This window comes from Streptomyces hokutonensis (genome assembly GCF_042751305.1).
Lineage (GTDB): Bacteria > Actinomycetota > Actinomycetes > Streptomycetales > Streptomycetaceae > Streptomyces > Streptomyces hokutonensis_A.
Genome location: NZ_JBHYWD010000019.1, coordinates 151,329 through 178,157 on the forward strand (window position 1 = coordinate 151,329; position 26,829 = coordinate 178,157).

Genomic DNA, 26,829 nt, shown 5'->3' on the forward strand with positions numbered 1-26,829 from the left:
TCCGGCGTGCGCGCGGCGGGCGGCGGCCCGCTCGCCCGCCCCCCCCCCCCCCCCCCGGGGGGGGGCGGGGGGGCGCGGGGGGGGGGGGGGGCGCGCGGGGGGGGGGGGGGGGGGCGGCCCCCGCCTCCTCGACCAGGCCCGCGCCTACGCCTTCCTCATCGGCGGCCTCATCTGTTTCGCCCTGTTCTCCTGGTACCCGGCGATCCGCGCGGTCGTGATCGCCTTCCAGAAGTACACCCCCGGCTCCTCGCCCGAGTGGGTCGGCACCGCCAACTTCACCCGCGTCTGGCACGACCCCGAGTTCAGCGCCGCCTGGCGCAACACCCTCGTCTTCACCCTGCTGGCCCTGCTCATCGGCTTCGCGATCCCCTTCGTACTCGCCCTGGTCCTCAACGAGTTGAGGCACTGGAAAGCCTTCTTCAGGGTCGTCGTCTACCTCCCGGTGATGATCCCGCCGGTGGTCACCGCCCTGCTGTGGAAATGGTTCTACGACCCGGGAGCCGGCCTCGCCAACGAGACGCTGCGCTTTCTGCACCTGCCCACCTCGAACTGGTCCAACGGCACCGACACCGCCCTCATCTCCCTGGTGATCGTGGCCACTTGGGCCAACCTGGGCGGCACCGTCCTGATCTACCTTGCCGCGCTCCAGTCCATCCCCGGCGAGCTGTACGAGGCGGCCGAACTGGACGGCGCGAGCCTGCTGCAACGCGTCCGGCATGTGACGATCCCTCAGACCCGGTTCGTGATCTTGATGCTGATGCTCCTTCAGATCATCGCCACGATGCAGGTGTTCACCGAACCCTTCGTGATCACCGGCGGCGGACCGGAGAGCGCCACCGTCACCGTCCTCTACCTGATCTACAAATACGCCTTCCTCTACAACGACTTCGGCGGCGCCTGCGCGCTCAGCGTGATGCTCCTCGTGCTGCTCGGCGTGTTCTCCGCCCTCTATCTGCGGCTGACCCGCTCCGGAGAGGACGACCTGTGAGCACCCGCACGCTTCTCTCCCCGGCCGCGCTCGCCCGGCCGCGCGGCCGGGCCGTCTACTGGACCGTGTTCACCGGCGTCGTCGTGCTCTTCGCGCTGGCCTTCCTCTTCCCCGTCTACTGGATGGTCACCGGCGCGATGAAATCGCCGGACGAGATCGCGCAGACCCCGCCCACGATCATTCCCAACCACTGGCACCTCAGCGGCTACACGGACGCCTGGGACCTGATGCAGCTCCCGGAGCACCTGTGGAACACGGTCGTCCAGGCCGCCGGCGCCTGGGCGTTCCAGCTGGTCCTGTGCACGGCCGCCGCCTACGCCCTGTCCAAACTCAAGCCCGCCTTCGGCAAGTTGATCCTCGGCGGCATCCTCGCGACGCTGATGGTCCCCGCACAGGCCCTGGTCGTACCGAAGTACCTGACCGTCGCCGACCTCCCGCTGATCCACACCAGCCTGCTCAACGACCCCCTCGGCATCTGGCTGCCGGCCGTCGCCAACGCCTTCAACCTGTATCTCCTCAAACGGTTCTTCGACCAACTCCCGCGCGACGTCATGGAGGCCGCCGAGATCGACGGTGCCGGAAAACTCCGCATCCTGTGGTCCATCGTGCTGCCCATGTCCCGGCCCGTGCTCGGCGTCGTCTCGATCTTCGCCCTGGTCGCCGTGTGGCAGGACTTCCTGTGGCCGCTGATGGTCTTCTCCGACACCGACAAACAGCCGATCAGCGTGGCACTCGTCCAGCTGTCGCAGAACATCCAACTGACCGTGCTCATCGCCGCGATGGTGATCGCGAGCATCCCCATGGTCGCCATGTTCCTGGTCTTCCAGCGCCACATCATCGCCGGGATCAGCGCGGGCAGCACGAAGGGCTGACACCGCCCCTCGACGCCCTCCGACAGAAAGGCCAGCACAGTGGGACAGCCCACCCATGCCCAGAGCCACGACGACTGGTGGCGCTCGGCCGTCATCTACCAGGTGTACGTCCGCAGCTTCGCGGACGGTGACGGCGACGGCACCGGCGACCTCGCGGGCGTCCGCTCCAGACTGCCCTACCTCGCCGAACTCGGCGTGGACGCCCTGTGGTTCAACCCCTGGTATCTGTCACCGATGAAGGACGGCGGCTACGACGTCGCCGACTACCGCGCCATCGACCCGGCCTTCGGCTCCCTCGCCGAAGCCGAGAAACTCATCAGTGAGGCACGGGAGTTGGGCATCCGCACGATCGTCGACATCGTGCCCAACCACGTCTCCGACCAGCACCCGTGGTTCCGCGCCGCCCTGGCCGGCGGCCCCGAGCGCGAGCTCTTCCACTTCCGCCCGGGACGCGGCGAACACGGCGAACTCCCGCCCAACGACTGGCCGTCCCAGTTCGCCGGCTCCACCGAACCCGTGTGGACCCGCCTCCCCGACGGCGACTGGTACCTCCATCTGTTCACCCCCGAACAGCCCGACCTCAACTGGGCCCACCCGGCGGTGCGTCAGGAGCACGAGGACATCCTGCGCTTCTGGTTCGATCGCGGCGTCGCCGGAGTTCGCATCGACTCGGCGGCGCTGCTCGCCAAGGACCCCGCGCTGCCCGACTTCGTCGAGGGCCGCGATCCGAACCCCTTCGTCGACCGCGACGAACTCCACGACATCTACCGCTCGTGGCGGGCCGTCGCCGACGAGTACGGCGCCGTCTTCGTCGGCGAGGTCTGGCTCCCCGACACCGAACGCTTCGCCCGCTACCTCCGCCCCGACGAACTCCACACCGCCTTCAACTTCTCCTTCCTGTCCTGCCCCTGGGACCCGGACCGACTGCGCGCCTCGATAGACGAGACCCTTGCCGAGCACGCCCCGATCGGCGCCCCCGCCACCTGGGTCCTGTGCAACCACGACGTGACCCGCACGGTCACCCGCTACGGCCGCGCCGACACCGGTTTCGACTTCGCCACCAAGGCCTTCGGCACCCCGACCGACCTCGCCCTCGGCACCCGGCGCGCCAGGGCCGCGGCCCTCCTGTCGCTCGCCCTGCCCGGCGTCGTCTACCTCTACCAGGGGGAGGAGCTGGGACTGCCCGAGGTCGAGCTCCCAGTCGACCGCATACAGGATCCGATGTACCTCCGGTCGGGCGGCACCGACCCCGGCCGGGACGGCTGCCGGGTACCGCTCCCGTGGGTGGCCGACGAGCCGTACGCGGGCTTCGGCTCGCGCGGTGAGCCCTGGCTTCCGCAGCCGGTCGGCTGGACATCGTATGCGGTCGACCGGCAGCAGCAGACCGCCGACTCCATGCTCAACCTCTACCGCGAGGCGATCCGCCTCCGGCCGACCTTCGGCGACGGCCCCCTCACCTGGCTGCCCGCCCCCGACGGCGTCCTCGCCTTCGCCCGCGCGGACGGCGCGACGTGCGTGGTCAACCTGTCGGACACGGCAGTCGACCTCCCCGCGCACAACCGACTCCTGCTGACCAGCGGCCCCCTGGGCTACCAGGGCCGGCTGCCGCAGGACACCGCGGCCTGGCTGCACACCGTGTAATGCCGACGGTCGACCGTCGGCGGTCGACCGCCACTCGGCATCCGCTGTCCCCGCATCAGCTATCCCCGCACCCCCACCTCGAAGGGATCAGCACATGCACAGCACCATGCCCGGAACTGTCAGGCACATGCCAAGCGTCGGTGCGGCCGTCGCGCTCGCCGCAGGCATGCTCGTCGCCCTGGCCCCCGCCGTCGCCCACGCAGCCTCCGGCGCCTCCCTCCCCTTCACCTCCGTAGAGGCCGAGTCCGCCGCCACGACCGGCACCAGAATCAGCCCCGACTACACCCAGGGGACACTCGCCTCCGAGGCCTCCGGACGGCAGGCCGTACGGCTCACCTCCGGACAGCGCGTCGAGTTCACCGTGCCGCGCGCGGCCAACGCCGTGAACGTGTCCTACAACGTTCCGGACGGGCAGAGCGGCAGCCTCGACGTGTACGTCAACGGCACCAAGATCGCCAGGACGCTCGCCGTCACGTCCAAGTACTCGTACGTCGACACCGGTTGGATCGCGGGCGCCAAGACGCACCACTTCTTCGACAACTCCCGGCTCCTGCTCGGCCAGAACGTGCAGCAGGGCGACAAGGTCGCGTTCGTGGCGACCGGTACCCAAGTCACCATCGACGTCGCCGACTTCGAGCAGGTAGCCGGGGCCGCCGCGCAGCCGGCCGGTTCGGTGTCCGTGGTCTCCAAGGGTGCCGACCCCAGCGGCGCGCGTGACTCCACGCAGGCCTTCCGGGACGCCATCTCCGCCGCGCAAGGGGGAGTGGTGTGGATCCCGCCGGGCGACTACCGGCTCACCGCCTCCCTCGGCGGCGTACAGAACGTGACCTTGCAGGGCGCCGGACAGTGGTACTCGGTCGTACACACCTCGCGGTTCATCGACCAGTCCGGTTCCTCCGGCGGCGTCCACATCAAGGACTTCGCGGTCGTCGGTGAGGTCACCGAGCGCGTCGACTCCAACCCGGACAACTTCGTCAACGGGACGCTCGGGCCGGGGAGTTCGGTCTCCGGGATGTGGATCCAGCACCTCAAGTGCGGCTTCTGGCTGACGGGCAACAACGACAATCTCGTCGTCGAGAACAACCGCATCCTCGACACCACCGCCGACGGCCTGAACCTCAACGGCACTGCCCACGGTGTGATCGTCCGCAACAACTTCCTGCGCAACCAGGGCGACGACTCCCTCGCCATGTGGTCGCTCAACTCCCCGGACACCAACAGCAGTTTCGAGAGCAACACCATCTCGCAGCCGAACCTCGCCAACGGCATCGCGATCTACGGCGGCACCAACATCACGGTCCGCAACAACCTGATCTCCGACACCAACGCCCTCGGCAGTGGCATCGCGATCTCCAACCAGAAGTTCCTCGACCCCTTCTACCCCCTCGCCGGCACCATCACGGTCGACGGCAACACCCTCGTCCGCACCGGCGCGATCAACCCCAACTGGAACCACCCCATGGGCGCGCTGCGCGTCGACTCCTACGACAGCGCGGTCAACGCGACCGTCAACATCACCAACACGACCATCACCAACAGCCCTTACAGCGCCTTCGAGTTCGTGTCCGGCGGCGGGCACGGCTACTCGACCGGCAACGTCAACATCAGTGGTGCGACCGTGCAGAACACCGGCACGGTCGTCGTCCAGGCGGAGGCGCAGGGCGCGGCGAAGTTCAGCAACGTCCAGGCCACCGGCGTCGGCGCGGCCGGCATCTACAACTGCCCTTACCCGTCCGGCTCCGGAGCCTTCACGCTCACCGACGGCGGCGGCAACTCCGGCTGGAGCAGCACCTGGTCGGACTGCTCGACCTGGCCGCAGCCCGGCCAGGGCAACCCGCCCCCGGACGAGAACACCAACCTCGCCAAGGGCCGCCCGGCCACCGCGACCGGTTCGCAGGACGTCTACACGCCCGGCAAGGCGGTCGACGGCGACGCCAACTCCTACTGGGAGTCCGCCAACAACGCCTTCCCGCAGGCCTGGACGGTCGACCTGGGTTCCAACCAGGCCGTGCGCAGGCTGGTGTTGAAGCTGCCGCCCGCGTCCGCGTGGAGCGCGCGCACGCAGACCGTCACCGTGCTGGGCAGCACCGACGGCTCCACCTACTCGACCGTCGTCGGTGCCACCGGCTACCGCTTCGACCCGGCGACCGGCAACACCGTCACCGTGGCCCTGCCCAGTAGCGCCAACCTGCGCTATCTGCGGCTCAGCGTCAGCGCCAACTCCGGCTGGCCGGCCGCCCAGTTCAGCGAAGTGGAGGCGTATCCGACTTCGTGAGCCGGTCCTGAACCGGAAGCGTCCCGCGCTTCGCCGCCTGGATCTGCTCGTACACATGGGTCCGCAGCTCGGCGAAGCGCGGGGCGACCCGGGTGTGCAACTGGTCGCGTTCCACGGGCAGATCGACCTTCAGCTGCTCCTGCACGACGGTCGGCGACGCGGAGAGCACCACCACTCGCTCGCCCAAGTAGACGGCCTCGTCGATGTCGTGGGTCACGAAGAGGATCGTGATGCCGCGCTCCCGCCACAACCCCCGTACCAGGTCCTCCAGGTCGGCCCGGGTCTGCGCGTCGACTGCCGCGAACGGCTCGTCCATCAGCAGGACTTCGGGCTCGTACGCCAGCGCGCGGGCGATCGCGACCCGCTGCTGCATACCGCCGGACAGCTGCCACGGATACGCCCCGGCCGCATCCGTCAGTCCCACCGACTCCAGCGCGTCCGCAACCAGTTCACGCCTGCGCGCCCTGCTCAAGTCCTTCTGCTTCAAGGGGAGTTCGACGTTCTCGCCGACCCGCATCCAGGGGAACAGGCTGCGCCCGTACTCCTGGAACACGAACGCCATTCCGGGCGGCGGACCGCTCACCTTCCGTCCGTTCAGGAGGACTTCGCCCGCGGTCGGGGTGAGCAGTCCTCCCATGCACTTGAGCAGGGTGGTCTTGCCGCAGCCCGACGGGCCGACGAGACAGACGAGTTCGCCGGCTTCGACGGTGAAGGTGAGGTCCCGCACCGCCTCCACCCGGCGGCCGGAACCCTCGTAGACCTTTTTGAGGCCGGATACGTCGAGTAGCGCGTGCATGGACCGCCCTTTCACGATGTTCACGGGGATCGGCGGGTGGCCGCGCGCAGGCCGTGGTACCAGCCGAGCACCCGCCGCTCGACCACCTGGAAGACGACGGAGAGCAGGAATCCCAGCATCCCGAGGACGAGGATGCCCGTCCACATGTCGGGCACCGCGAAACTGCGCTGGAACTGGACGACGGTGTAACCGAGTCCGTCGGTGCCTGCGAACATCTCGCTGATGACCATGAGGATGATCCCGATGGACAGTGCCTGGCGCAGCCCGGCGAAGATCTGCGGGCTCGCCGAGCGCAGCACCAGGCTCCGCAGGCGGGCGGTGCCCGTGATGCCGTAGGAGAGGGCCGTCTCCTTCATGACCGGGTCGACCGCGCGGACGCCCTCGACCGTGTTGAGGAGGATCGGCCAGACGCAGCCGCTCGCGATGACCACGATCTTCATGGTGTCGCCGATACCCGCGAACAGCATGATGACCGGGACGAGGACCGGCGGCGGCACCGCGCGCAGGAACTCCAGGACCGGTTCGCACACCGCGCGCACCCGCCGGTAGGAGCCGATGACCGTGCCGAGCGCGACTCCGGCGACGGCCGCCGCCGCGTAACCGGCCGTCAGCCGCAGCACACTTGGCAGGACGTCCGTCCTGAACCGTTCGACGGTCCACACGTCCGGGAAGGTCCTGAGGATCGTCCGCAGCGGTGGCCAGAACACATTGGTGCTGCCGTCCGACGCCAGCCACCAGACGGTGAGCAGCACCGTCGGGAGCGCGACCACGAACAGCAGCCGGAGGAGAACGCGCCTCACACCGTCACCTCCCCGCGCACCGACTGGTGCCAGGCCAGCGCCCGGCGTTCCACCGTCCGCGCGCCCACGTTGATGATCAGGCCCAGCAGACCGGTCACCACGATCAGCGCGTACATCTCGGGCACGGCCTGCGAGCTCTGGGCGACCATGATGGTGGCGCCCAACCCCGGTGCTCCGATGACCAGTTCGGCGGTGACGGTGAGGATCAGCGCGACGGCAGCCGCCAGCCGTACGCCCGTCATGACGTACGGCAGCGCGCTCGGCCACAGCACGTGCCGCACCCGCGCCCAGGTGCCGAGACCGTAGGACCGCGCCGTCTCCTCGGCGACCGGGTCGACGTCCTGGACGCCGTAGAGAACCTGGATCAGGATCTGCCAGAAGGAGGCGTAGACGACGAGCAGGAGCACAGACTTCAACTCGGTGCCGTACAAGAGCACCGCGAGGGGGATGAGGGCGACCGAGGGGATCGGGCGGAGGAACTCGATCGTCGAGGCGGTCGCCTCGCGGAGGTGGGGGACGACTGAGAGCAGGACGCCGGCGGCGATGCCCGCGCCGACGGCGATCGCGAGGCCGAGGGCCCAGCCGGTGAGGGTGTCGCCCAGCGCCGACCAGAACGCGGCGTCGTTTAGCTCGGTCCAAAACGCGGAGGCGATCCTGCTGGTCGGCGGGAAGTAGGCCTCCTTGACGATGCCGACGCGCGGCACGACCTCGCCGAGGGCGAGGAAGGCCGCGAGTCCTGCCGCACCGAGTGCGGTGTTCAGTCCCTTCACGGGAGCAGCGTGTTCAGGTCGGGGGTCTTCTTGAAGAGGCCGTCGGTCTCGCTCAGCTTCTCCAGCGCCTCGATCGACGAACGGTTGAGATCGGCGGGCCACTTGGGCAGGATCACCTTGGCCAGCACAGTGGCCGGGACCTTGGTGTAGGTGGCGACGATCCGGCGGACCTCGTCCGGGTGGGCGTCGGCGTAGGCCAGGGACTCGGCGGTCGCCTCCTGGAACTTCTTGACCACGTCCGGGTTCCTGGCCGCGTACGCCGACGACGTGAAGTACATGGCGACGGTGAGGTTCGGCGCCACGTCGACCAGCGGCCAGGCGATCTGCTGGGCGCCCTGGTTCAGCATCGTGGTGAGCGCGGGTTCGACGGCCATCGCGGCGTCGATCTGGCCCTTGTCGAGCGCGGCCGGCATCTGGTCGAAGGCCAGCTCGACGAACTTCACCTTGTCCGGGTCGCCGCCGGCCTTGCGGACGGATTCGCGTACGGCCGTCTCGTTGATGTTCTTCAGCGTGTTGACCGCGACCTTCTTGCCTTCCAGCTCCTTCGCCGACTTGAGCGTGCTGCCCTTCTTGACGACCAGGGCGCCAAAGTCCTTGCCCGAGACACCCGTTGAGGCGACACCGTTGGCGATGGCCTTCACCGGGACGTCGTTGGACCGGGCGAGCATGAGGGAGGTCATGTTGGAGAAGCCGAACTGGAACTGGCCGCTGACCACACCCGGCACGATGGCCGCGCCGCCCTGCGCGAGCGTCATGGCCAGTTTCAGGCCTTGCTTGCTGTAAAAGCCCTGCTTCTGGCCGAGGTAGAGCGGGGCGACATCGACGATGGGTATGACGCCCACCTTGACCGTGGTGGTGCCCCCCGAGGACGTGCTCTTCGACGAACTCGACCCGTCGGACGAGCCGCAGGCCGCGGTGGCGAGCAGAAACGTGCCGACCGTGAGACTGGCGAGCAGACGACGCATACGGCTCCTCCTGTGCAGACAACGGTGTTCCGACAGGCTGTGCGCGCAGCGCACAGTGGTGCTCTTCTTGGTGCTCAGCGGGAACGTAGAACCCGGCGTTGGACCGGGTCAATGGTTTGGCTAACAAAATTGTTGACAGTTATCGAAACGCGCTTCTACCGTGCTCCCGGAGCGCACTCCGTGCGTCCGTCTGGAGGCGACGATGCCTGCGGCAGTCCGCGCACCGCACTTCGTGAGGTCCTTCGAGCGCGGCCTCGCCGTCATCCGCTCCTTCGACGCCGAGCATCCCGCCCGTACGCTCAGCGAGGTGGCCCACGCCTGCGAGCTGACCCGCGCCGCCGCCCGCCGGCTGCTGCTGACCCTGGCCGACCTCGGCTACGTCCAGTCCGACGGGCGCCTCTTCCGGCTCACCCCGCGCGTCCTGGAGCTCGGCTACTCCTACCTCGCGGGCTCCACCCTGCCGCAGATCGCCGCCCCGCATCTGGAGCAACTCGTCGCGCGGACAGGTGAGTCGGCGTCCCTGTGCGTCCTCGACGGCGACGACGTCGTCCAGGTCGCCGCTCTCCCGGCCCGCCGCATCCTGGCCGCCACGATCACCGTGGGTACCCGCCAGGCCGCCCATGTCACCGCCGTGGGCCGGGTGCTCCTCGCCCATCTGCCCGCCCGACCGTCAACCGCCTTACTGCGCAAGGCACTTCACCGGATACGGCACGAGGGGTACGCGCTCGTCGACGAGGAGCTGGAGGAGGGCCTCAGATCGGTCGCCGCCCCGGTGCGGGACCGGGGGCGGCGTGGTGGTGGCCGGCGTGAGCGTCGGGGCGCACGCCGGCAAGGTACTCCGCCGAGGCCGTACGGCGGGACCTGCTGCCCCGGTTGCTGGCGGCGGTGGCGCTCATCGACGACGATCTGCGGGTCACAGATCGAGCACGAGCCGCTTCCCCAGGCAGCGCGAGACACAGATGAGCATGGTCTCGCCGGCCGCCCGCTCCTCCTCGCTCAGCACCGAGTCCCGGTGGTCCGGGGTGCCGTCGAGGACATCGGTCTCGCAGGTCCCGCAGGTGCCCTCCGTGCAGGAGAACAGCACCTCGACCCCGGCGGCCCGCACGGTGTCGAGCACCGACACGCCCAACGGGACGGTGACGGTCTTGCCGCTCCGCTCCAGCACCACCTCGAACTCGCTGTCGGAGCCCGCCTGTTGGACCTTCGGCTGGAAGCGCTCCATGCGCAGGACGCCGCCGGGACACCGTGCCTCGACCGCGTCGAGCAACGGCCCCGGACCGCAGCAGTAGACGAGGGTGCCCTCGGGCACGTCGTCCAGGACGGACGGCAGGTCCAGCAGTCCGGCCTCGTCCTGCGGAGCGACGGTGACCCGGTCGCCGTAGCGGCTCAACTCCTCGGTGAAAGCTATGGAGTTGCGGGTGCGACCGCCGTAGAGCAGGCTCCACTCCGCGCCCGCCGCCTCCGCCGCGGCCAACATCGGGAGGATGGGCGTGATGCCGATGCCGCCCGCGACGAAGCGGTAGCGGGGGGCGGGCTCCAGGCGGAAGTGGTTGCGCGGCCCGCGCACCCGTACCTTGTCGCCCTGCCCCAACTGATCGTGCACATATGCCGATCCGCCCCGCCCGTCCGGCTCGCGCAGCACCGCGATCCGCCATGCCGTGCGGTCCGCGGGGTCGCCGCACAGCGAGTACTGGCGCTCCAGACCGGGGCCGAGCAGGACGTCGATGTGGGCGCCCGGCTCCCAGGAGGGGAGTTGCTCGCCGAGCGGGTGGCGCAGGGTGAGGGCGAGCACGCCGTCGGCCGCGAACTCCCGCCGCTCGACGACGAGTTCGGTCTCGGCTGCGAACTCGCTCCGGGCGGCGGGGAGTTCGGCTTCGTGCGCGGTCATGCGTCGGCTCCCTGCGGCTCGTCGACCGAGTGGCCCCGGGGGTGGGCGAGCATCCACTCCCACATCTCGATCGGGTCCTGGGAGGTGTGCTCGCGGCCGCAGTGACAGGTGCCGTGCAGGATGTCGGTGCCCGGCAGCCAGTCGATGCGGTAGACCTCGCCGGTCGGAGCGGTCACTGGACCTTCTCCACCGGCTTGGCGCCCTCCTCGACCAGCCGGGCGAGGATACGGCGGGCGGCGAGACCGCCGGTGTCGATGTTGATGCTCAGCTCCTGATAGCCCGCGCGCTCCGAACCCAGCGTCCGCTGAAGGAGGTTGAGGGCGTCCACGTCCTGCATGACGACCGTGTGGTTGTTGCCCCGCAGGAACTCGGTGACCTCGGCGTCGTCCGTGGCCCAGTCGCGCGAGACCGCCCAGAAGTCGTACACCTTGCCGTCCGAGGAGGGCGTGATGGCGTAGGTGATCTCGGTGTGGAAGCCGTTCGGGTCGCTGCCGTCGGCCTCGGGGAGTACGCCGACCGGGGCGATCCTGCTGTGCAGGAGGTAGAGGCAGGGCGCGTGGTACTCGATGTCCTGCCAGCGGGTGATCCGCCCCTGTATGCCGGTGGACCTGGCGTAGAACGGCGGGCACTCGGCGTCGTCCATGTGCCGGCTCACCCGTACGACTCCGGCGCCCTCGTCGACCTCCGTGGTGATCGGCGTCTCGGCGACCTCGGGGGAGCCGATGTAGCCGCCGTGCAGATACGTCTCGTGGGAGAGGTCGAGGAGGTTGTCGACGAGGAGGCCGTAGTCGGCGTCGATCGGTTCCATGCCGCTGACGGTGACCCACTCGGGGGAGGCGAGGTGCGGGGCCCGGGGGATGACCTGCGGGTCGGCGAGGGCAGGGTCGCCGATCCACACCCAGACCAGCGCGTCCTGCTCGACCACGGGGTAGGAGGCGACGCGGGCGGTGCGGGGGATGCGCTTCTGGCCCGGCACGTACACGCAGCCGCCCGTCGTGTCGTACGTGAACCCGTGGTAGCCGCAGACGATCCGGTCCCCGTCGAGCCGACTCTCGGAGAGCGGGAACCGCCGGTGCACACACCGGTCGTGCAGCGCCACCGGGGTGCCGTCGTCCTCGGTGCGGTAGAAGACGAGCGGCTCGCCGAGGATCGTCCGGCCGAGCAGCTCACGGCCGACCTCGTGGCTGTAGGCGGCGACGTACCACTGGTTCCTGGCGAAGGCGGTCATGTGAGGCATGGCAGTTCCCGTCCCTGTCGGCGGGGCTCCGTCGCCCCGCGTGCCGTGGTTGGAATCAGGGTCGTGATGCCTGCATCGGCTCGGCAAGGCGGCTTCTGTCAGGCGGAAGGACTTCTGTAAAGAGGCTGGTCGGAGCCCTGTTCTGTCAGCCCTTAGTTGCCAGGGTAGGTGGCCCGGGTGGTGCTGCTGTCCGGTTCGCGCTGGGGCTGGCCGGAGAGGGCGACGGCGAGTGCGACTACTCACTGCGTGGCGTTAATCGCCCAAACATGTCCGCTTAATTACAAATATGATGACCGTCTGTCGATGGATGCTCGGTACAGCGGCAAGAGTCAGCATCACCGCAGGTCAACTACTGATTGTTTTGGAGTCTGGGACCCTCGGGTCGAATCCGGGTCGAATCCGCACCCTTTTAGGGTGTTGAGCGTTTCGCCGCTGGTCAGGGTGGTGTGAGGTCACGTGCTGGTTCGCCTCGCGTATGGGGGCGGCACGGCGAGCAGTCGGACCGATGAGCCGCTGGAGAGGCACTGAGTGGCTGTGGTCGGCCGAAAGGGGGGCAGGGGGCTCACCAGCGGATTCTTTGCTGGTGGTGGTGCACGCCTTGCGTGATCATGTCCTGCGGACTTGTCTTCAGGCGGGACGGCCGGCGTGTGAGGGGGGCCCGGGAATGGCGGTTCCTGGCCAAGACCGACCCGGAACTGCCATTCCTCGGCGCCGACATCAGCACAGCCTCGGTCGGCTCACCTTCGGCGGCAACCTGATTCAGACCGGAACCGACTCCTACCGCCTCGCCATCACCCAGGCCCGGGCAGCAGCACAAGGCAACACCGGCTGAGGACGCCAGGCCGCTATCGTCGCTGGATGGCTGAAGATCTTGAGAAGTTCAACACTGCGATGACCACCTGGCAGGAGTGGCAGGACGCCCCCTGGGGCCGACTGCGCTACTCGATCGCTGAGGCAAACCTGCTCCGTCACCTTGGCGACGTGGGCGGCGAATCGCTGCGGATACTCGACCTCGCCGGCGGTGACGGCGGAGACGCCATCCGTCTCGCGGCCCGCGGGCACCGTGTCACCATCGTTGACTACGCACCCGCCATGCTCGCAGCGGCCACCGAGAGAGCCGTGGCAGGCGGCGTGACGGAGCTGATCAACTGCGTCGAGGCCGATGCGACCGATCTGCCCCGCGACCTCGTCAACGGGGAATTCGATGTCGTGCTCTGCCACAACCTCCTGCAATACATGGACGATGTCCCAGGCACTCTCGCCTCGGCACTCTCCCCGCTGAAGGCCGGGGGCCTGATCTCCGTCATGGCGATCAACCGGCATTCGGCGCCCTTGAACATCGCCGTCCGGGGAATGGACCCCTCGGCCGCACTCGCCGCACTCGACACTGATCAGGCGCGGACGCAGATGTTCAACTCGGCGTTGACGCTCCACACAGCTGAAGAGATCACCCGCACCCTGAGGGAGGTCGGCTGCCGGGACATCGCCCACTATGGCATCCGCAGCTTCTGCGACTACATCACCGACGACGCACGCAAGTACGAACCGGACTACTACGCAGCCCTCGAACGCCTCGAACTCGCCACCACCGCGCGGCCGCCCTACATGCACACTGCTCGGCTCTTCCAGCTCACCGCCTGGAAACTGAGCTAGGGATCGTCCCTTCGCGGTGTCCGTTCTCATCGATATTTTGTGGCTCTGTGATCGACAAGTGCTGCCCAAACTCCGCTCTCGGTTACGAAGCCAGACGCTCCTGCACCGCCCTCACCCGCACAGCGGACCGCCTTCCCATGGCTCGCCCGCTGGCCTGTCTTCGAGGGTGGCGGGCTTCGCCCGGCCGGCCGTCGTGGGCCCTCCGGAAGGGTCGACCGCCTGAACGGCGCGGCCTTGCGCGTACCACGGGTCGGTGATCGGCTGTCAGCCGGACGCATGGTGCAGGCCACAGTGGCACGGGGCCGAAGAAGGTGTGTCGCGTCAGCCCTTCACCGAACGGGCCTGGCCCCACAGGGCACCCGGGTTGACCCGGTCCGGATGGATCTCCAGCATCGCTCGGTAGAGCTCCTCAGTGGAAGCGGTGCGCGCGACGCAGTCCTCGAAGTCGTCGATGTAGGCGCGGGTCTCGGCGAGGATGCCCGGGGAGTCGGGCCGGCCGGGACGCTTGTGCCCCGCCACGACGTGGTCGGCTCCGAGGCCGGCCAGCACGCCGAGCGCCTCCTTCCACGCCTTGCGGCCCTCGCCCGGCGACTCGGCGAGATAGAGGTGCACGTCGTTGTAGGCGGCATCCGCGGCGACCACGAGCCCGATGGACGGGACGTGCAGTGCGGTCGTGTCGTCGGTGTCGGTGTGACCGAGCGGCACGACCGTCAGCTCCCGGCCCTCGAGTTCGAGCACCTGGTCCTTCATCGGGTCGGCTGCCACGAGGCGGTCCGGGATCTGGCCCGGGAACCTCGCGTTCCAGAAGCTCTGGACGAAGCTCGGCTCCATCTGCTTCGCCATGTGCTCGACGACCGCCGGTGTGGCGACCGCTCGGGCGTCCGGGAAGCGCTCGAGGAGGGTCGCCAGCCCGAACCAGTGATCTCCGTGCCCGTGGGTGACGGCGGCGCCATCGCCATCGGCCACCCCCTCGGCGCCTCCGGAGGACGCATCGTCGGAAACCTCGCACACGCACTTGCCGCACGCGGCGGCGGTATCGGCGTCGCCGCCATCTGCATCGGCGTCGGCCAGGGACTCGCAGTAGTGCTCGAAGCATGAACGGGCACATCACAACGGATGACGGCTGGGTTTCCGCCCACTGTGTGCAGCGGGATCCGTTTGATGGCGGCGACGCCGATACCCCCGCCTCGCGCCTGCTGGCCGAGGCGACCGCTTTCAACAGGTGATCTCGCCCCGGATTCGCGCGGCGAAGTGCCGCTGAAGCACCGCAGGTTCGAATCCTGCCGGGGCACTTCCGGAAGTCCACTCTGACGTGCGAGGTCTCCGACGCCAGCAGCACCGCCCCGCACCTGCGCCATGCCCGGGTCTTCGACGAAGGCGGCCGTGGCCTGCTCCTGTTCGCCCAGCTCGCCGAGCGCTGGGGCGCACGGCACAGCGGCGAGGGCAAGGTCATCTGGGCCGAACAGGCCCTCCCGGGCAGAGGCAGTTCCGAGCTCAGACCTGTGACGGCGGACTTGAGACCGTAGAGAGACGAGATCACCCGGGGCCGGCTCGGGGCTTGCGGAGCACGCTCAGTCGATGAGGGCGGACTGACCTTTCGGTACCAGGCCTTCGCGTCGCAGTCTGGAAGGTGACGTGTCGAACCACCGACGTACCGCACGAGTGAGGCTGGACTGTTCCTGCATCCCCAGGCTGGCCGCGATCTGCGAGAAGGACAGGTCGGTCCTCGTGATCAAGTCCAGGGCCTGACTCCTGCGTACACGATCGACGACGCCGGAGAAGGTCGTGCCCTCCTTGGACAGGGACCGCTGCAGTGAACGCGGATGGAGGCTCAGCAGGCGCGCGACTTTCGACAGGTCCGGACCGCTGGATCCGAGCTGTTCGCCGAGAATGGCTGCGACCAGGTCCGACATCGGCACGTGCTGGCGGCCGAAGTGCGTTTCGAGATGGTCCATCGCGATGTCGTGAAGCAGGTCGTCGCCGCTGACCGGTGTCGAGAACAGTTGGCTCGGGACACGCAGGACCGCGCTCGGACAGTCGAATCTGACCTCGGCCCCGAAGTACTTCCGGTAGGTGCTTTCCTGTACCAGGCGAGCGTGTGGAAGCAGGACCGAACGAAGTCCGTACGGTACGTCGCCGTGGAGCAGCGTCAGGACTCGGTGGACGATCCCGATGCCGTAGTCGATCGCCTGTGGTGAGGCGTTGATGCCCGTGGTCGTGTAGCGAAGGCCGACCACACCGGGACTTCCCAGCGGATCGTCGGTTTCCTCGAGTGAGAGGGCCGGGCTGTAGACGAACAGGTACCGGCTCGCGCACTCGACTGCCTCGCCGATCGTGCGTGAGTTCTCCATGGCGATCGCCAGCGGCCCCAGCACATGCAGATCCTGCTGCGCCGCCATCCTCAACCCGAGGTCCGGAAGCGTGAATCGGCGGGCCGTTTCCTCGAGAACGCGCTCCACCAGTCGGAGACTGGCGAACGAGTTGCCCTCGGCGATCCTCGCCTCGTCGAAGCCGTATGCCACGAGGAGTTCGGGGCCCGAGCCGCCGATCTCGGTGACGAGCGCGGACAGCCCCTGCAGGGCCGAGCACCGGACAGGAAGATCGGTGTCACGCAAGGACAAATCCTTGTCGCCTCAGGGCAATACCGGAATGTTTCAACCAAGCAAACTACACGTCACGACCGAGAGGACAGCTTCTACCGAGGTGGAGCCGAAGTGACTGTCGCCCCAACCATGCTAAGCCCCGCCGACCTGCTGACACCCGAAGAGTTGGACGTCCGCTGGAGGCTCGCCGTCCATGACCGCCTGGCCTCCATGGACCTGCGGCTCACCGGGCCGGTCAAGCGCCTCGGATCTGCTGAGGAGCTGGACCTCGGAGACCTTCTCATCACCGACTGGGTGTGCGCCCAGGTCGAAGGGACCCGAGACAGAAACGCAGTGCGTCAGGACGACGAGGCGCTGCTGCTCCTCGCTGCCAGCGCCGGCCGGCAAATCATCGAGACCGCTGACGAGACCGTCGTTCTGCGACCAGGAACGGTTCTCATCATGAGCACCCGCACCACCGGCCGGTTCGTCATCCCGGATCACCTGGCCAAACGAACGGTCCGGGTGCCCATGAGCGCCCTGTCCCCGTTCGGCGCGGGGGGCGGCGTACCCGGTTGTCTGCTCCTGGACACGGCTCAGAACCCTCTGGCCAACCTCCTCCGCGGCTTCCTCATGAGCCTGGACCGTCACATCGGGCGGATGTCCGCGGCGGAGGTCGAGGGAGCGCGCAACGCCCTCCTCGTCCTCGTCGCCGGCATGATCCGTGCGGGTCGACGCCACATCGGCGACGACGAGTTCCTGCAGTTGTTCCGACGGCGACTGGAAGAGTGGATCATCGGCCATCTCGCCGGTGGACCGATCAGAGTCGCCGACCTCGCCGCCGCCCACAGTGTTTCTCCGAGGACGGTCCACCGGGCCTTCGCGTCGACCGGGGACACGGTCGGGGCGGTCATCCGCATGCACCGCCTGGCAGCGGCCAGAGGCGACCTGGTGAACACGAACCTCTGCATTGCCGCGATCGCGCACCGGTGGGGCTTCTGCGATGCCAGCCACTTGGGACGGGAGTTCCGTCGGGAGTTCTCGCTGTCGCCCGGCGACTACCGGGAAGCCCACGGATGCGCCTGACCGTCTCCTCGTAGGCCGTGGCACACCCGTACCAGCCCGCGGCGCGATCCTTCTATGAGCCCTCACAGGCATTCGTGGATTCTGGGCCCGGCACCACTACTCGCGAGTGTCGGATCACTCCGAGTGAACCTCCACACGACCGACGGACCATCGCAAGCGAATCGGAAGATCCCCATGAATCGAGAAGACATCGAGTTCCAGGGCGAGGGCGGCGTCACCCTCCGGGGCTGGTTCTATCAGGCCAGGAACACCAGCACGCCGGCACCGGTCGTGGTCCTGGCGCACGGGCTGTCATGCGTCAAGGAGATGCACCTCGACGACTATGCCGTGGTCTTCTCGGAAGCCGGCCTCAACGTGCTCGCCTACGATCACCGGAACTTCGGCGACAGTGAGGGAACTCCCCGCCAGGAGGTCGACCCGGTCCTGCAGTACCGGGATTTCCGGAACGCGATCACTTACGCCACCACCCGCCCCGAGGTGGACGCGTCGAAGATCGGCATCTGGGGCTCCAGCTTCTCCGGTGGACACGTCCTCATGGTCGCGGCGATCGACAAGAGGGTGAAGGCCGTCGTCTCCCAGGTGCCTTTCATCACGGGTCCGCGCACCCTGAGCCGGGCGATCCGGCCGGACTTCATCCCGGTCTTCCGGGCGATCCAGGAGGGCGACCGACTCAACCGGTTCACCGGCGGAGAGCCCGCCATGCTCCCGGTCGTCGCGGCCGACCCCACGGCGCAGGCCGTGATGCCCGCGGCCGACGCCTACGAGTGGTTCAGCAAGACGTCGGCGGACCGGGCGCCCAACTGGAAGAACGAACTGACGGCTCGAAGCATGGAAATGGTGACCGAGTACGCCCCGGGTACCTTCATCAGCCGCATCGCGCCGACCCCACTGCTCATGATCGTGGCTGACAACGACAGGGTGGCACCGTTCGAGTTGGCCCTCGACGCCTACGAAGAGGCCCGGGAGCCGAAGCAGATCGTCGTCAAGCAGGGCGGCCACTTCGACTTCTACAGCGGTCCCGGCTTCGACGAGCTCTCCGCAGCCGCACGGGACCACTTCGTCAAGCACCTCCGGGGCTGAGCCCCCCTCCTGAGCCTCCTCCTGAGCCGCATCGACGAGCCGCACCTTCCGTCACCGATCCATCCGTCAAGGAGCCGCAATGCCGTACTGGGAGATCTTCACCCCCGAGAACGCCTTCACCCCGCAGGACAAGGAACAGCTGTCCCAGAGGATCACCTCGCTCTACACGGACTACGCCTATGACCTGCCGAAGTTCTATGTCGTCGTCCTGTTCAAGGACATGCCGGCGAACACCATGTACGTCGGTGGCAAGGCGAACAACAACTTCATACGGATCCGCGTGGACCACATCGCCCGGCAGATGGACGACCCCGAGATGCGGTTCCTGTGCATGGAGGTCATCGAGGAGAAGCTGGCGCCGTTGGTCAAGGAGCGCGGCTACGACTGGGAGGTCCACATCGACGAGACCCCCATGGACCTCTGGCGCGTCCAGGGCCTCGTTCCGCCTCCGCCGGAGTCCGACATCGAGAAGCTCTGGGCCAAGGAGAACCGGCCCGTCCCCTACGAGCTGACCCGCTGACCCCCTGACCGAGGTCCCGAGGCACCGTGGGGGTCCTGTCCACCGTGCGGGCCCCGGGACCTCATCCATCTCCTGAGGATCCGGCTGAGGAGGCGGATACCGCGCTCGCCGCTGCCGGTCGTGGGGCCCTGCTGGATTTCTGGCGAGCCGCACCACCGGTCGCAGCGATGATCACGGTGTCCGGACTCTTCCGCTCCCTGCCGAGCGAACGCGCGTCGCGCCGATCGTCGCGATCACTCTGGCACTCTGCGCTGCCGCTGTCTCCGCGGGGTTGCTTGTCCTTCGGTGAGTCGTATCAACCGTTCCGGCAGCCACGGTGGTGCTTCAGAGCAACGTGGCGCTCGCATACCAGCGCTCGGCGCACTCGTCCTATGAGTCACCGCGCGTGCGTTCATAACTTGACTTCGCACGCCGACGTGCGTACTGCCGCGTCGGCCGACAACACCGCAACCGGAGGTACCTCGTGACCACGGACACCCACTCCTCGCCGGCCGCGCCCATCCGCGCCACGGTCTTCGTCGGTCGCTGGCCGCATGTCCCGGCCGGGGAGTTTCCCGGCGTACCGAGCGGCACCTTCTCGCCCACCACGGCCACGCTCGTGAGTGGCGCCACCGAGGTGGTCCTGATCGACGCGCTCTACCTCAAGGACGACGTCCGCGACCTCGGTGACCTGATCGAGCGCACCGGCAAGAAGCTCACGACGATCTACATCACCCATGATCACGCCGATCACTACCTGGGCTTCGGACCGCTCCTGGAGCGGTTCCCGGAGGCGAAGGCCGTGGCGCTGCCCCACGTGGTCGACTCCATGAAGCAGACCATGCAGCTTCAGATCGAGCAGTGGGGCATGCTGTTCGGCGACTCCTGCATCATGGCGGGGCCGCTTCCGGAGCCACTCGAAGGCGACACGCTGTACGTCGACGGATCTCCCCTGCACATCATCGAGGTGAAGCAGGCCGACATCCATCCCACGAGCATCGTGCACATCCCCGAGATCGACGTCGTCGTGGCCGGTGACTCCATCTACAACGAGATCCACCCGATGCTCGGCCTGTCGACGCCGGAGGAGTGGCAGGACTGGCTCGAGACCGTCGACACCGTGGAGAGCCTCCGCCCGCGCATGATCGTGTCCGGACACCGCAGGCCCGACGGCGACGACTACGCGGTCGAAACCATGATCGCCCAGACCCGTGCCTACATCCAGGACTTCGCGGCTGCCTCCGAGGTCGCGAAGGACGCCGAAGAGCTGGTGGCCACCATGGTGGAGAAGTACCCGCACCACGGCAACGTCTGGACGCTCCAGTTCTCCGCCGGCGAGGCGATCGCCAAGCGCGATGCTGCTGAGTGACCGAGCCTGTCACCCGAAGCCCGCACTGTTGCCTTCGCGTCGAAACGCGTCACACCACGATAGGTGACCTCACCATGAATTTCGCCTCTCTGCCCGACCGTCGCGCCGCATCCACTCCGGATGGGCCCGCGGTTGCCGACGGGCGTCAGTCGCTCACCAACGCCCAGTTCCTGACCCGTGTCCGGGCTGCTGCTCATCACCTTCAGGACCTTGGGATCGGTACCGGCGATGTCGTGGCGCTCAAGCTGAGGAACCGCGTCGAGTTCGTGCTTCTGCTGTTCGCGGCCTGGCGGCTCGGGGCGACCGTCACCCCGGTCAATCCGAGCCAGACCGAGGGTGAGGTCGCGCGGCAGCTCCACGACTCGGGCGCCCGTGTGCTGGTCGTCGAGGACGGTACGACCGCTGCAGGCGTCGCCATGTTGGCCGTCGACGAGCTGTACGGAGAGGCGGTGGGGTCGGGTCCGACGCCGCAGCCGGACTCGACCGCGCCGGCACTCTTGATCTACACCAGCGGAACGACGGGCGTACCGAAAGGCGTGATGCTCGACCACTCCAACATCGACACGATGGCGGCGATGGGGTGCCGGGCGATCGAGGCCGGGCCGACCGACCGCTGCTTGCTGATCCTGCCGCTCTTCCATGTCAACGCCATCGTGGTCAGCGTGCTGATGCCACTAGTGGCAGGCGGCAGTGTCTTCATCACTGACCGATTCGACCCCAAGACATTCTTCGATCTCGTCGAGCGGGAGCGGCCCACCTACTTCAGTGCCGTGCCCACGATCTACAACATGCTCGAGGCGCTGCCGGCCGATGTTCGACCCGACACGTCCTCGCTGCGTTTCGGCACATGCGGTGCGGCACCCGCCTCCGCCGAATTGCCGGTCCGTTTCGAGGCTCGGTACGGCTTCCCCATCATCGAGGGCTACGGGTTGTCCGAAGGAACCTGCTTCTCCACCGTCAATCCCGTCGCGGGTCCGCGCCGCGTGGGCACCGTGGGGGTTGTCGTCCCGGGGCAGGAGATCCGGATCGTCGACGAGCAGGGCAACGAGCTGGCGACCGGCATGGATGGTGAGGTCATCGTGCGCGGCCCCAACGTCATGCGTGGCTATCTCGGCCGGCCGGAAGACACGGCGAAGACGATCGTGGACGGCTGGCTGTACACCGGCGACGTGGGCCACCTGGACGGGGACGGCTACCTGACCCTGGTCGGGCGATCGAAAGACATGATCATCCGTGGTGGCGAGAACATCTACCCCAAGGAGATCGAGGACGTCCTCACGGCTGACCCGTCCGTCCTCGAGGCCGCCGTCATCGGTGTGCCTGACGACAAGTGGGGAGAGGTGGTGGTCGCCTACGTCCAGCCGCGGCCTGGTAGGACCGTCCACCCCGCGGTTCTGGAAGCGCTGACTGCGCAACACCTCAGTGGCTACAAGCGGCCGACGTCGTTCTTCGTGGTCGACGCCCTCCCCAAGAACGCCGTCGGCAAGATCGACAAGCCCTCGCTGCGGGTCGCTCACGCTGCAGCCCTGTCATCCCACTGACCACCAGCAGATGCCCGGTCATCGAGGGCTCGCCATCTTCGAAGGTCGGGTGGCCCGCGGGGCGAGATTCCCTCCCACCACCCGATCGCCTTCGAAGGTGCTGGCTGGAGGGACCGGCGTGACGCTTCAGGGGCATGCTCGTGCGGATGGACGACCGAGAGGCAAGGGGCGAGCATCTGACGAACGGTTCCATGTCCCGCGCCGCGTCCGACCTCCGCAACTCACCACGGCCTGCGCGACCGACGACCCTGCCTGCGTCTTGGCAGCGCACATTGGCCATCGCGACGCCCACGACGGGATGGCGCGGAAGCGGTCAGGAGCCGGCTCACCCGGACTGAGCGCATGCGAGCCGGTGAGACCTCCGGCAGAACGTCTGCCACCGCCGACGCCCGATCGGACGAGCTGTCTCCTGATCCGGATCGGTGGTGGGCCTGGGCGTGATCGCCCTCGCGCAGCCGATGGTGTCTTGGACACCACGACCGTGAACATCGCTCTGCCCTCGGCCCGGCGGGGACTGGGGGCGTTAGACGACAGCCGCCATCGAGTGATTACCGCATACACGCTCGCGGTCGGGAGCCTGCCTGCGGGCGGTCGGATCGCCGACCTGGTCGGACGCGAGCGGACCTTCCTTGTGGGCCCGGTCGGCTTCGCGGCAGCGTCCGCCCTGGCGGCACCGCGACGGGCCCCGGCCTGCTCTTCGCGGCGCGTGCCTGCAGGGGGTGCCGAGCAGCAGGGTGCTTACCCGCCCGACCGGGTGACGCTCACAGCGGCCCCGCCGGCGGTGCAGGCGCCGTACCGAGCCGCGCAGCGGTGGCCGGTCGCCTGTCACGCGGTCCGCTTCGATGCCCTTGATGTTTCATCGAGGGCCTGGCCTTGAGGACGCCTGGTCTCCCGACAGCGGCGATCCAAAGGCAGGCGTCCGGCGTCGCGGCCCCGGCGGGATCGGCCGAGCCCCCGATAGGCACAGTGCGCGAGATCGTCACCTGTGTCGATCCGGGGCCGACAGTGAGGGCGCACCGGAGCGCCGAGCGCCGCCGGGAGGCGTGGGTTCGAACTGCCGGAGCGACGCAGGCGTACCCAGGGAGGTCTGACAGGCCGACCATCCCCAACTCGACATCTGGGTACTCGACTTCTCCGGGAAACCGGGGCGCCCGTGTCTGACCGAGCACGACGTGGCCGTGCTCTGAGAGAGCCGACGTCGTTCGTCAGCCTGCGGTCGCGGACCGGTGGTCGGTGCCCAGCATGGCCAGCACCAGCGTCGCGTAGCGGCGGCCGAGGCTGACGGGTGTGTGGTGGCCGCCGGGGGCGTACCAGCGGCTGACGTCGACGCCGAGGGAGAGTACCGCCAGCGCTACACCGCCCGGGTCCTCGGTGCGGAACGCCCCTGACGCGATGCCGGCCGCGATCTCGTCGAGCACCACTTCCTCGGTGCGGCGGCGGAGCCGGAGGATCTCGTCACGGTGGTCCGGCGCGAGTGCGCCGAGTTCGTACTGGACGACGCGGGCCAGCAGGTGGTGGCGGGCGTGCCAGGCGGTGTAGTCGTGAACCAGCGCCCGTAGCCGGCCGACCGCCGTCACCTCTTCCGCGAGGGCGCGTTCCACTGCGGTCAGTGCGCTGCGGTGGCCGGCGAGGCTGATCGCGTAGAGGAGGTCTTCTTTCGTGCGGTGGTGTGCGTAGACGGCCGACGGGCTCATCCCGGCGGCGGCGGCGATGTCGCGGGTGGAGGCACCGTGGTAGCCGCGGGCGGCGAAGGCCGTGAGCGCCGCCTCGAGGATGCGCCGGGAGCCGGGGCCGGCCTCGCCCCACAGGTCGTCGGTTGCGCTGGTCGTCACGCGCCCATTCTTGCGGATCACGTCTGTCGGTCTGCTCAGCTGGTGACGAGGCCGCCGTCGACGGTGAGGGTGGTGCCGGTGACGTAGCTGGAGGCGTCGGAGGCGAGGAAGATCACGGCGGCGGCGAGTTCCTCGGGTTCGCCGGTGCGGGGAAGCGGGATGCGGCTGACGATGTCGTCGGCGCCCTGACGGGCGGTCATTTCGGAGGCGAAGTAGCCGGGGGCGACGGCGTTGACACGGATGTTCTTGCGGTGGCTCCACTGGGCGGCCAGGTCGCGGGTGAGACCGAGCAGGCCCGCCTTGGAGGCGGAGTAGCCGGCCTGCGGCAGGCCGGTGTTGACCAGGCCGAGGACGCTGGCGATGTTGACGATGGAGCCGCCGCCGGTCATCACTCGGGCTGCCGCCCGGGCCATCCAGTAGGCACCCATGAGATTGATGTCGATGATGCGCCGGAAGCGCTCCGGTGTATCCCGGCTGGCCGGGACCGCATCGGCCACGCCGGCGTTGTTGACCAGGACGCCGACGTGGCCGAAGTCCGCGGCGGCCGCCGCGACCGCATGACAGTCGTCGGGCGAGGCGACGTCGGCCTTGACGCACAGGGCGCGGCGGCCCGTGGCCTCGACGAGGCGGGCGGTGTCGGCGAGCCGGTCGGTGCGTCGGGCGGCCAGGACGACGTCGGCCCCGGCTTCGGCGAGGGCCTGGGCGAAGGCGACGCCGAGACCGGAGGAAGCGCCGGTGACGATGGCGACGCGGTCGTCGAGGCGGAAGCGGTCGAGGATGTTCACAGGGGCTCCAGAGAGGTCAGATGGACAGGCCGCCGTCGACGGGCAGCACGGCACCGGTGATGTAGCCGGCCTCCTCGGAGGCGAGGAAGGCGACAGCCGCGCACATCTCGCTCGGGTCGCCGAAGCGGCCCATCGGGATGCCGGCGGTCAGCTCTGCGCGCTTCTCGGCGGGGACGGAAGAGACCATTCGGGTCTCCGCGTTGGGGGAGATGGCGTTCACGGTGACGCCGAAGCGGGCGAGCTCTTTGGCGGCGGTGCGGGTGAAGCCGATGATCCCGGCTTTGGCGGTGGCGTAATTGGACTGGCCGATGTTGCCGTGGAGACCGGAGTAGGAGGTGACGTTGACGACCCGGCCGTACCTCTGCGCGCGGAAGTGGGAGACGCACGCGCGGGTGAAGCGGAAGGCGCCGCCCGCGTGGACGGCCAGTACGGCGTCCCAGTCGTCGTCGGTGAGCTTCCACAGGACGCCGTCGCGCAGGATCCCGGCGTTGTTGACCAGGACGTCGACGCGGCCGGTCTCGGCCAGCGCGGTGGCGACGACACGCTCCGCGTCAGTGCTGGAGGCGACGTCCGCGGCCACCCATAGAGCGTCCAACTCCTTCGCCGCCGCGCGGAGTTCGTCCTCGTCTCGGTCGACCAGGACCACGTCCGCGCCTGAAGTGCGCAGGTGCCGGCCGAGTTCGAGGCCGATGCCGCGGGCCGCGCCGGTGATGATCACGGTGTGGCCGGTGAAATCGAAGCTGAGGTTGCCCATCGGGCGCTCCCATCCGGATAGTGGTGTCCGTGTCCATGGGCCTTACAGGCCGAGGTCGCGGCCGATGAGTTCCTTCATGATTTCGTTCGAGCCGGCCCAGATCTTGGTGACACGGGCGTCCTGCCAGGCTCGGGCGACCCGGTATTCGTTCATGTAGCCGTACCCGCCGTGCAGTTGGACGCAGGCGTCGAGGACCTCGTTCTGCACCTGGGCGGTCCACCACTTGGCCTTGGCCGCGTCCACCGCCGAGAGCCGGCCCGTGACGTGGGCGGCGACGCACTGGTCGACGAAGGCCTGGGTCACCTCGATCTGGGTGACCATCTCGGCCAGCCGGAACTTGTTGTACTGGAAGGAGCCGACGGACTGGCCGAAGGCCTTCCGCTCCTTCACGTACTCCAGCGTCTCGTCCAGGATCTGCGCGGCGTGGGCCAGGTTGAGCACGGCGGCACCGATCCGCTCCTGCGGGAGCCGCTCCATCATGTGGATGAAGCCGCGGTCGACTTCGCCGATGACGTTGGCGGCCGGGACGTGTACGTCGTGGAAGAACAGCTCGGCGGTGTCGGCTTCGTGCTGACCGACCTTGTCCAGCTTGCGCCCGCGCTCGAAACCGGGCATGTCCGTCTCCACGGCGAACAGCGTGATGCCCTTGGCGCCCTTCTCCGGGCTGGTGCGAGCGGCGACGACCACGAGGTCGGCGCCGAAGCCGTTGGTGATGAAGGTCTTGGAGCCGTTGAGGGTCCAGTTCTCGCCGTCGCGTACGGCCGTGGTCCGCAGGGCCGCAAGATCGGAACCTGCCGAGGGCTCGGTCATACCGATCGCGGTGACCAGCTCGCCCGCGCAGAACCGCGGCAGCCAGCGCTCACGCTGCTCCTCGGTGGTCAGCTCGACCAGGTAGGGGGCGACGACCTCGCAGTGGATGGTGAACGAGGAGGCGAATGCCACCGACAGCCTGGCGAATTCCTCGTGCAGCACCGCGGTGAAGCGATAGTCGCCCGCCTCGCTGCCGCCGTACTGCTCCGGTATCAACAGCCCGAGCAGTCCTTGCTGCCCAGCGGCCTTCCATACGGCGCGGTCGATCGCCCGCTGCTGGATGAACTCCTCCTGGCGCGGCCGCAGCTCGCGCTCCACGAATGCCCGGACGGAGCTCCTGAAGGCCTCGTGGTCGGCATCGAAGACAGTACGGCGCACAGGAGCTCCTCGTCGCTCGCCGGAAAGAGGAAGTAAGAAGCAGGAAATCGGAAGTAAGCGAGTGCATAGTAACTATGCGAGTGCTTAGTTTTCTTAGGCGGGTCGATTCCGTCAACCCCGTCTGCGAGGTAGCCAGACATGACGTACGCCACGGGGGTCCTCCATTGCGCGCAGTGGAGTACGCCGGCGGTTCCCCATCAACTCCCAACAGGTCAACCGTGTTGACGG

Annotated in this window: 24 protein-coding genes, 1 tRNA gene and 5 pseudogenes; 17 read left to right on the plus strand and 13 right to left on the minus strand. The window is 68.3% G+C overall.

What is annotated here, in order from left to right:
* From ACFXC1_RS37730 to ACFXC1_RS37745, 4 genes are all read left to right on the plus strand, one after another.
* Positions 1–988: carbohydrate ABC transporter permease (locus ACFXC1_RS37730; RefSeq protein ID WP_381251538.1), on the plus strand; the 988-nt coding region annotated here is incomplete at its 5' end.
* Entirely contained in the window at positions 985–1,860 is an 876-nt protein-coding gene (locus ACFXC1_RS37735) for a carbohydrate ABC transporter permease (RefSeq protein WP_381251540.1), read from the plus strand. The genes ACFXC1_RS37730 and ACFXC1_RS37735, both read left to right, overlap by 4 nt.
* Positions 1,861–1,899: 39 nt before the next feature.
* On the plus strand, positions 1,900–3,501 hold the full coding sequence (locus ACFXC1_RS37740) for a glycoside hydrolase family 13 protein (RefSeq protein ID WP_381251542.1): 1,602 nt from the start codon (positions 1,900–1,902) through the stop codon (positions 3,499–3,501).
* 94 nt (positions 3,502–3,595) lie between these two features.
* Positions 3,596–5,776, plus strand: a complete 2,181-nt coding sequence (locus ACFXC1_RS37745; protein WP_381251544.1) for a discoidin domain-containing protein — start codon at positions 3,596–3,598, stop codon at positions 5,774–5,776.
* On the opposite strand, the gene ACFXC1_RS37750 is transcribed toward ACFXC1_RS37745, so the two are convergent.
* The 4 genes from ACFXC1_RS37750 to ACFXC1_RS37765 are packed head-to-tail and all read right to left on the minus strand — an operon-like array spanning position 5,745 to position 9,107.
* A complete protein-coding gene (locus ACFXC1_RS37750) occupies positions 5,745–6,572 on the minus strand; it encodes an ABC transporter ATP-binding protein (RefSeq protein WP_381251546.1) in 828 nt (275 codons plus the stop codon). The two genes, ACFXC1_RS37745 and ACFXC1_RS37750, sit on opposite strands and share 32 nt — an antisense overlap.
* A gap of 20 nt (positions 6,573–6,592) precedes the next feature.
* Positions 6,593–7,372, minus strand: a complete 780-nt coding sequence (locus ACFXC1_RS37755) for an ABC transporter permease (RefSeq protein ID WP_381251548.1) — start codon at positions 7,370–7,372, stop codon at positions 6,593–6,595.
* Positions 7,369–8,142, minus strand: a complete 774-nt coding sequence (locus tag ACFXC1_RS37760) for an ABC transporter permease (protein WP_381251550.1) — start codon at positions 8,140–8,142, stop codon at positions 7,369–7,371. Before ACFXC1_RS37760 ends, ACFXC1_RS37755 begins: the two co-directional genes overlap by 4 nt.
* Positions 8,139–9,107, minus strand: coding sequence for an ABC transporter substrate-binding protein (locus ACFXC1_RS37765; RefSeq protein ID WP_381251552.1), 969 nt, complete (start codon positions 9,105–9,107; stop codon positions 8,139–8,141). Before ACFXC1_RS37765 ends, ACFXC1_RS37760 begins: the two co-directional genes overlap by 4 nt.
* 202 nt (positions 9,108–9,309) lie before the next feature.
* Between ACFXC1_RS37765 and ACFXC1_RS37770 the strand changes: the two are divergent.
* Positions 9,310–10,070: pseudogene (locus ACFXC1_RS37770) on the plus strand (IclR family transcriptional regulator domain-containing protein).
* Here ACFXC1_RS37770 and ACFXC1_RS37775 read toward each other — a convergent pair.
* From ACFXC1_RS37775 to ACFXC1_RS37785, 3 genes are read right to left on the minus strand one after another with little or no spacing between them, the layout of a single operon-like run.
* On the minus strand, positions 10,021–10,995 hold the full coding sequence (locus ACFXC1_RS37775) for a PDR/VanB family oxidoreductase (RefSeq protein ID WP_381251553.1): 975 nt from the start codon (positions 10,993–10,995) through the stop codon (positions 10,021–10,023). The pseudogene ACFXC1_RS37770 and the gene ACFXC1_RS37775 overlap by 50 nt on opposite strands.
* The gene (locus ACFXC1_RS37780; protein WP_200715902.1) at positions 10,992–11,171 is read right to left on the minus strand and encodes a hypothetical protein; all 180 of its coding nucleotides are present in this window, start codon (positions 11,169–11,171) and stop codon (positions 10,992–10,994) included. Before ACFXC1_RS37780 ends, ACFXC1_RS37775 begins: the two co-directional genes overlap by 4 nt.
* Positions 11,168–12,232: an aromatic ring-hydroxylating dioxygenase subunit alpha gene (locus tag ACFXC1_RS37785; protein ID WP_381251554.1), complete on the minus strand. Its 1,065-nt coding sequence runs from the start codon at positions 12,230–12,232 to the stop codon at positions 11,168–11,170. Before ACFXC1_RS37785 ends, ACFXC1_RS37780 begins: the two co-directional genes overlap by 4 nt.
* A 733-nt stretch (positions 12,233–12,965) precedes the next feature.
* Here ACFXC1_RS37785 and ACFXC1_RS37790 point away from each other — a divergent pair.
* A pseudogene (locus ACFXC1_RS37790) lies at positions 12,966–13,064 on the plus strand (IS21-like element helper ATPase IstB); the annotation flags it as partial.
* Between the two features lie 26 nt (positions 13,065–13,090).
* Complete coding sequence (locus tag ACFXC1_RS37795) at positions 13,091–13,885, plus strand: class I SAM-dependent methyltransferase (RefSeq protein ID WP_381251555.1); 795 nt, start codon at positions 13,091–13,093, stop codon at positions 13,883–13,885.
* 321 nt (positions 13,886–14,206) lie between these two features.
* Here the strand turns inward: ACFXC1_RS37795 and ACFXC1_RS37800 are convergent, their stop codons facing one another.
* Entirely contained in the window at positions 14,207–14,896 is a 690-nt protein-coding gene (locus ACFXC1_RS37800; protein ID WP_381251556.1) for an MBL fold metallo-hydrolase, read from the minus strand.
* Here ACFXC1_RS37800 and ACFXC1_RS37805 point away from each other — a divergent pair.
* From ACFXC1_RS37805 to ACFXC1_RS37820, 4 genes and pseudogenes are all read left to right on the plus strand, one after another.
* Positions 14,825–14,983 (plus strand): annotated as a pseudogene (locus tag ACFXC1_RS37805) (3-oxoadipyl-CoA thiolase); the annotation flags it as partial. The gene ACFXC1_RS37800 and the pseudogene ACFXC1_RS37805 sit on opposite strands and share 72 nt — an antisense overlap.
* The gene (locus tag ACFXC1_RS37810) at positions 14,980–15,111 is read left to right on the plus strand and encodes a hypothetical protein (protein WP_381251558.1); all 132 of its coding nucleotides are present in this window, start codon (positions 14,980–14,982) and stop codon (positions 15,109–15,111) included. The pseudogene ACFXC1_RS37805 and the gene ACFXC1_RS37810, both read left to right, overlap by 4 nt.
* Positions 15,070–15,176, plus strand: a tRNA-OTHER gene (locus tag ACFXC1_RS37815). Before ACFXC1_RS37810 ends, ACFXC1_RS37815 begins: the two co-directional genes overlap by 42 nt.
* A gap of 7 nt (positions 15,177–15,183) precedes the next feature.
* Positions 15,184–15,411, plus strand: a pseudogene (locus ACFXC1_RS37820) (ATP-binding protein); the annotation flags it as partial.
* A 45-nt stretch (positions 15,412–15,456) separates the two neighbouring features.
* On the opposite strand, the gene ACFXC1_RS37825 reads toward ACFXC1_RS37820, so the two are convergent.
* Entirely contained in the window at positions 15,457–16,380 is a 924-nt protein-coding gene (locus ACFXC1_RS37825) for an AraC family transcriptional regulator (RefSeq protein ID WP_381251594.1), read from the minus strand.
* Between ACFXC1_RS37825 and ACFXC1_RS37830 the strand changes: the two genes are divergently transcribed.
* The 6 genes and pseudogenes from ACFXC1_RS37830 to ACFXC1_RS37855 all read left to right on the plus strand — a co-directional run.
* Positions 16,261–17,553, plus strand: coding sequence for an AraC family transcriptional regulator (locus ACFXC1_RS37830; RefSeq protein WP_381251560.1), 1,293 nt, complete (start codon positions 16,261–16,263; stop codon positions 17,551–17,553). The genes ACFXC1_RS37825 and ACFXC1_RS37830 overlap by 120 nt on opposite strands.
* Positions 17,554–17,607: 54 nt before the next feature.
* Positions 17,608–18,633, plus strand: a complete 1,026-nt coding sequence (locus ACFXC1_RS37835) for an alpha/beta hydrolase (RefSeq protein ID WP_381251562.1) — start codon at positions 17,608–17,610, stop codon at positions 18,631–18,633.
* A 79-nt stretch (positions 18,634–18,712) separates the two neighbouring features.
* Complete coding sequence (locus tag ACFXC1_RS37840) at positions 18,713–19,153, plus strand: tautomerase family protein (protein WP_381251564.1); 441 nt, start codon at positions 18,713–18,715, stop codon at positions 19,151–19,153.
* 463 nt (positions 19,154–19,616) lie between these two features.
* Positions 19,617–20,501 carry an MBL fold metallo-hydrolase gene (locus tag ACFXC1_RS37845; RefSeq protein WP_381251565.1) on the plus strand — a complete coding sequence of 295 codons (885 nt, stop codon included), beginning with the start codon at positions 19,617–19,619 and terminating at the stop codon, positions 20,499–20,501.
* 74 nt (positions 20,502–20,575) lie between these two features.
* Positions 20,576–22,042 (plus strand): class I adenylate-forming enzyme family protein, encoded by a 1,467-nt coding sequence (locus ACFXC1_RS37850; protein WP_381251567.1) that lies wholly within the window; start codon positions 20,576–20,578, stop codon positions 22,040–22,042.
* A gap of 342 nt (positions 22,043–22,384) precedes the next feature.
* Positions 22,385–22,789, plus strand: a pseudogene (locus ACFXC1_RS37855) (MFS transporter); the annotation flags it as partial.
* A 458-nt stretch (positions 22,790–23,247) separates the two neighbouring features.
* On the opposite strand, the gene ACFXC1_RS37860 reads toward ACFXC1_RS37855, so the two are convergent.
* The 4 genes from ACFXC1_RS37860 to ACFXC1_RS37875 are packed head-to-tail and all read right to left on the minus strand — an operon-like array spanning position 23,248 to position 26,601.
* Entirely contained in the window at positions 23,248–23,874 is a 627-nt protein-coding gene (locus tag ACFXC1_RS37860) for a TetR family transcriptional regulator (protein ID WP_381251569.1), read from the minus strand.
* A gap of 35 nt (positions 23,875–23,909) precedes the next feature.
* Positions 23,910–24,659, minus strand: a complete 750-nt coding sequence (locus ACFXC1_RS37865) for an SDR family NAD(P)-dependent oxidoreductase (RefSeq protein ID WP_381251571.1) — start codon at positions 24,657–24,659, stop codon at positions 23,910–23,912.
* A 16-nt stretch (positions 24,660–24,675) separates the two neighbouring features.
* The gene (locus ACFXC1_RS37870; protein WP_381251573.1) at positions 24,676–25,413 is read right to left on the minus strand and encodes an SDR family oxidoreductase; all 738 of its coding nucleotides are present in this window, start codon (positions 25,411–25,413) and stop codon (positions 24,676–24,678) included.
* A gap of 42 nt (positions 25,414–25,455) precedes the next feature.
* The gene (locus tag ACFXC1_RS37875) at positions 25,456–26,601 is read right to left on the minus strand and encodes an acyl-CoA dehydrogenase family protein (protein ID WP_381251575.1); all 1,146 of its coding nucleotides are present in this window, start codon (positions 26,599–26,601) and stop codon (positions 25,456–25,458) included.
* Positions 26,602–26,829: the final 228 nt, after the last annotated feature.

What these genes read in the sequence shown, in the direction of transcription:
- ACFXC1_RS37785 (WP_381251554.1), bottom strand. Translation starts at nt 12,232, where the DNA reads ATGCCTCACATGACCGCCTTCGCCAGGAACCAGTGGTACGTCGCCGCC.
- ACFXC1_RS37775 (WP_381251553.1), bottom strand. Translation starts at nt 10,995, where the DNA reads ATGACCGCGCACGAAGCCGAACTCCCCGCCGCCCGGAGCGAGTTCGCA.
- ACFXC1_RS37840 (WP_381251564.1), top strand. Translation starts at nt 18,713, where the DNA reads ATGCCGTACTGGGAGATCTTCACCCCCGAGAACGCCTTCACCCCGCAG.
- ACFXC1_RS37750 (WP_381251546.1), bottom strand. Translation starts at nt 6,572, where the DNA reads ATGCACGCGCTACTCGACGTATCCGGCCTCAAAAAGGTCTACGAGGGT.
- ACFXC1_RS37810 (WP_381251558.1), top strand. Translation starts at nt 14,980, where the DNA reads ATGAACGGGCACATCACAACGGATGACGGCTGGGTTTCCGCCCACTGT.
- ACFXC1_RS37830 (WP_381251560.1), top strand. Translation starts at nt 16,261, where the DNA reads ATGCAGATCCTGCTGCGCCGCCATCCTCAACCCGAGGTCCGGAAGCGT.
- ACFXC1_RS37745 (WP_381251544.1), top strand. Translation starts at nt 3,596, where the DNA reads ATGCACAGCACCATGCCCGGAACTGTCAGGCACATGCCAAGCGTCGGT.
- ACFXC1_RS37870 (WP_381251573.1), bottom strand. Translation starts at nt 25,413, where the DNA reads ATGGGCAACCTCAGCTTCGATTTCACCGGCCACACCGTGATCATCACC.
- ACFXC1_RS37850 (WP_381251567.1), top strand. Translation starts at nt 20,576, where the DNA reads ATGAATTTCGCCTCTCTGCCCGACCGTCGCGCCGCATCCACTCCGGAT.
- ACFXC1_RS37765 (WP_381251552.1), bottom strand. Translation starts at nt 9,107, where the DNA reads ATGCGTCGTCTGCTCGCCAGTCTCACGGTCGGCACGTTTCTGCTCGCC.
- ACFXC1_RS37835 (WP_381251562.1), top strand. Translation starts at nt 17,608, where the DNA reads ATGAGCCCTCACAGGCATTCGTGGATTCTGGGCCCGGCACCACTACTC.
- ACFXC1_RS37795 (WP_381251555.1), top strand. Translation starts at nt 13,091, where the DNA reads ATGGCTGAAGATCTTGAGAAGTTCAACACTGCGATGACCACCTGGCAG.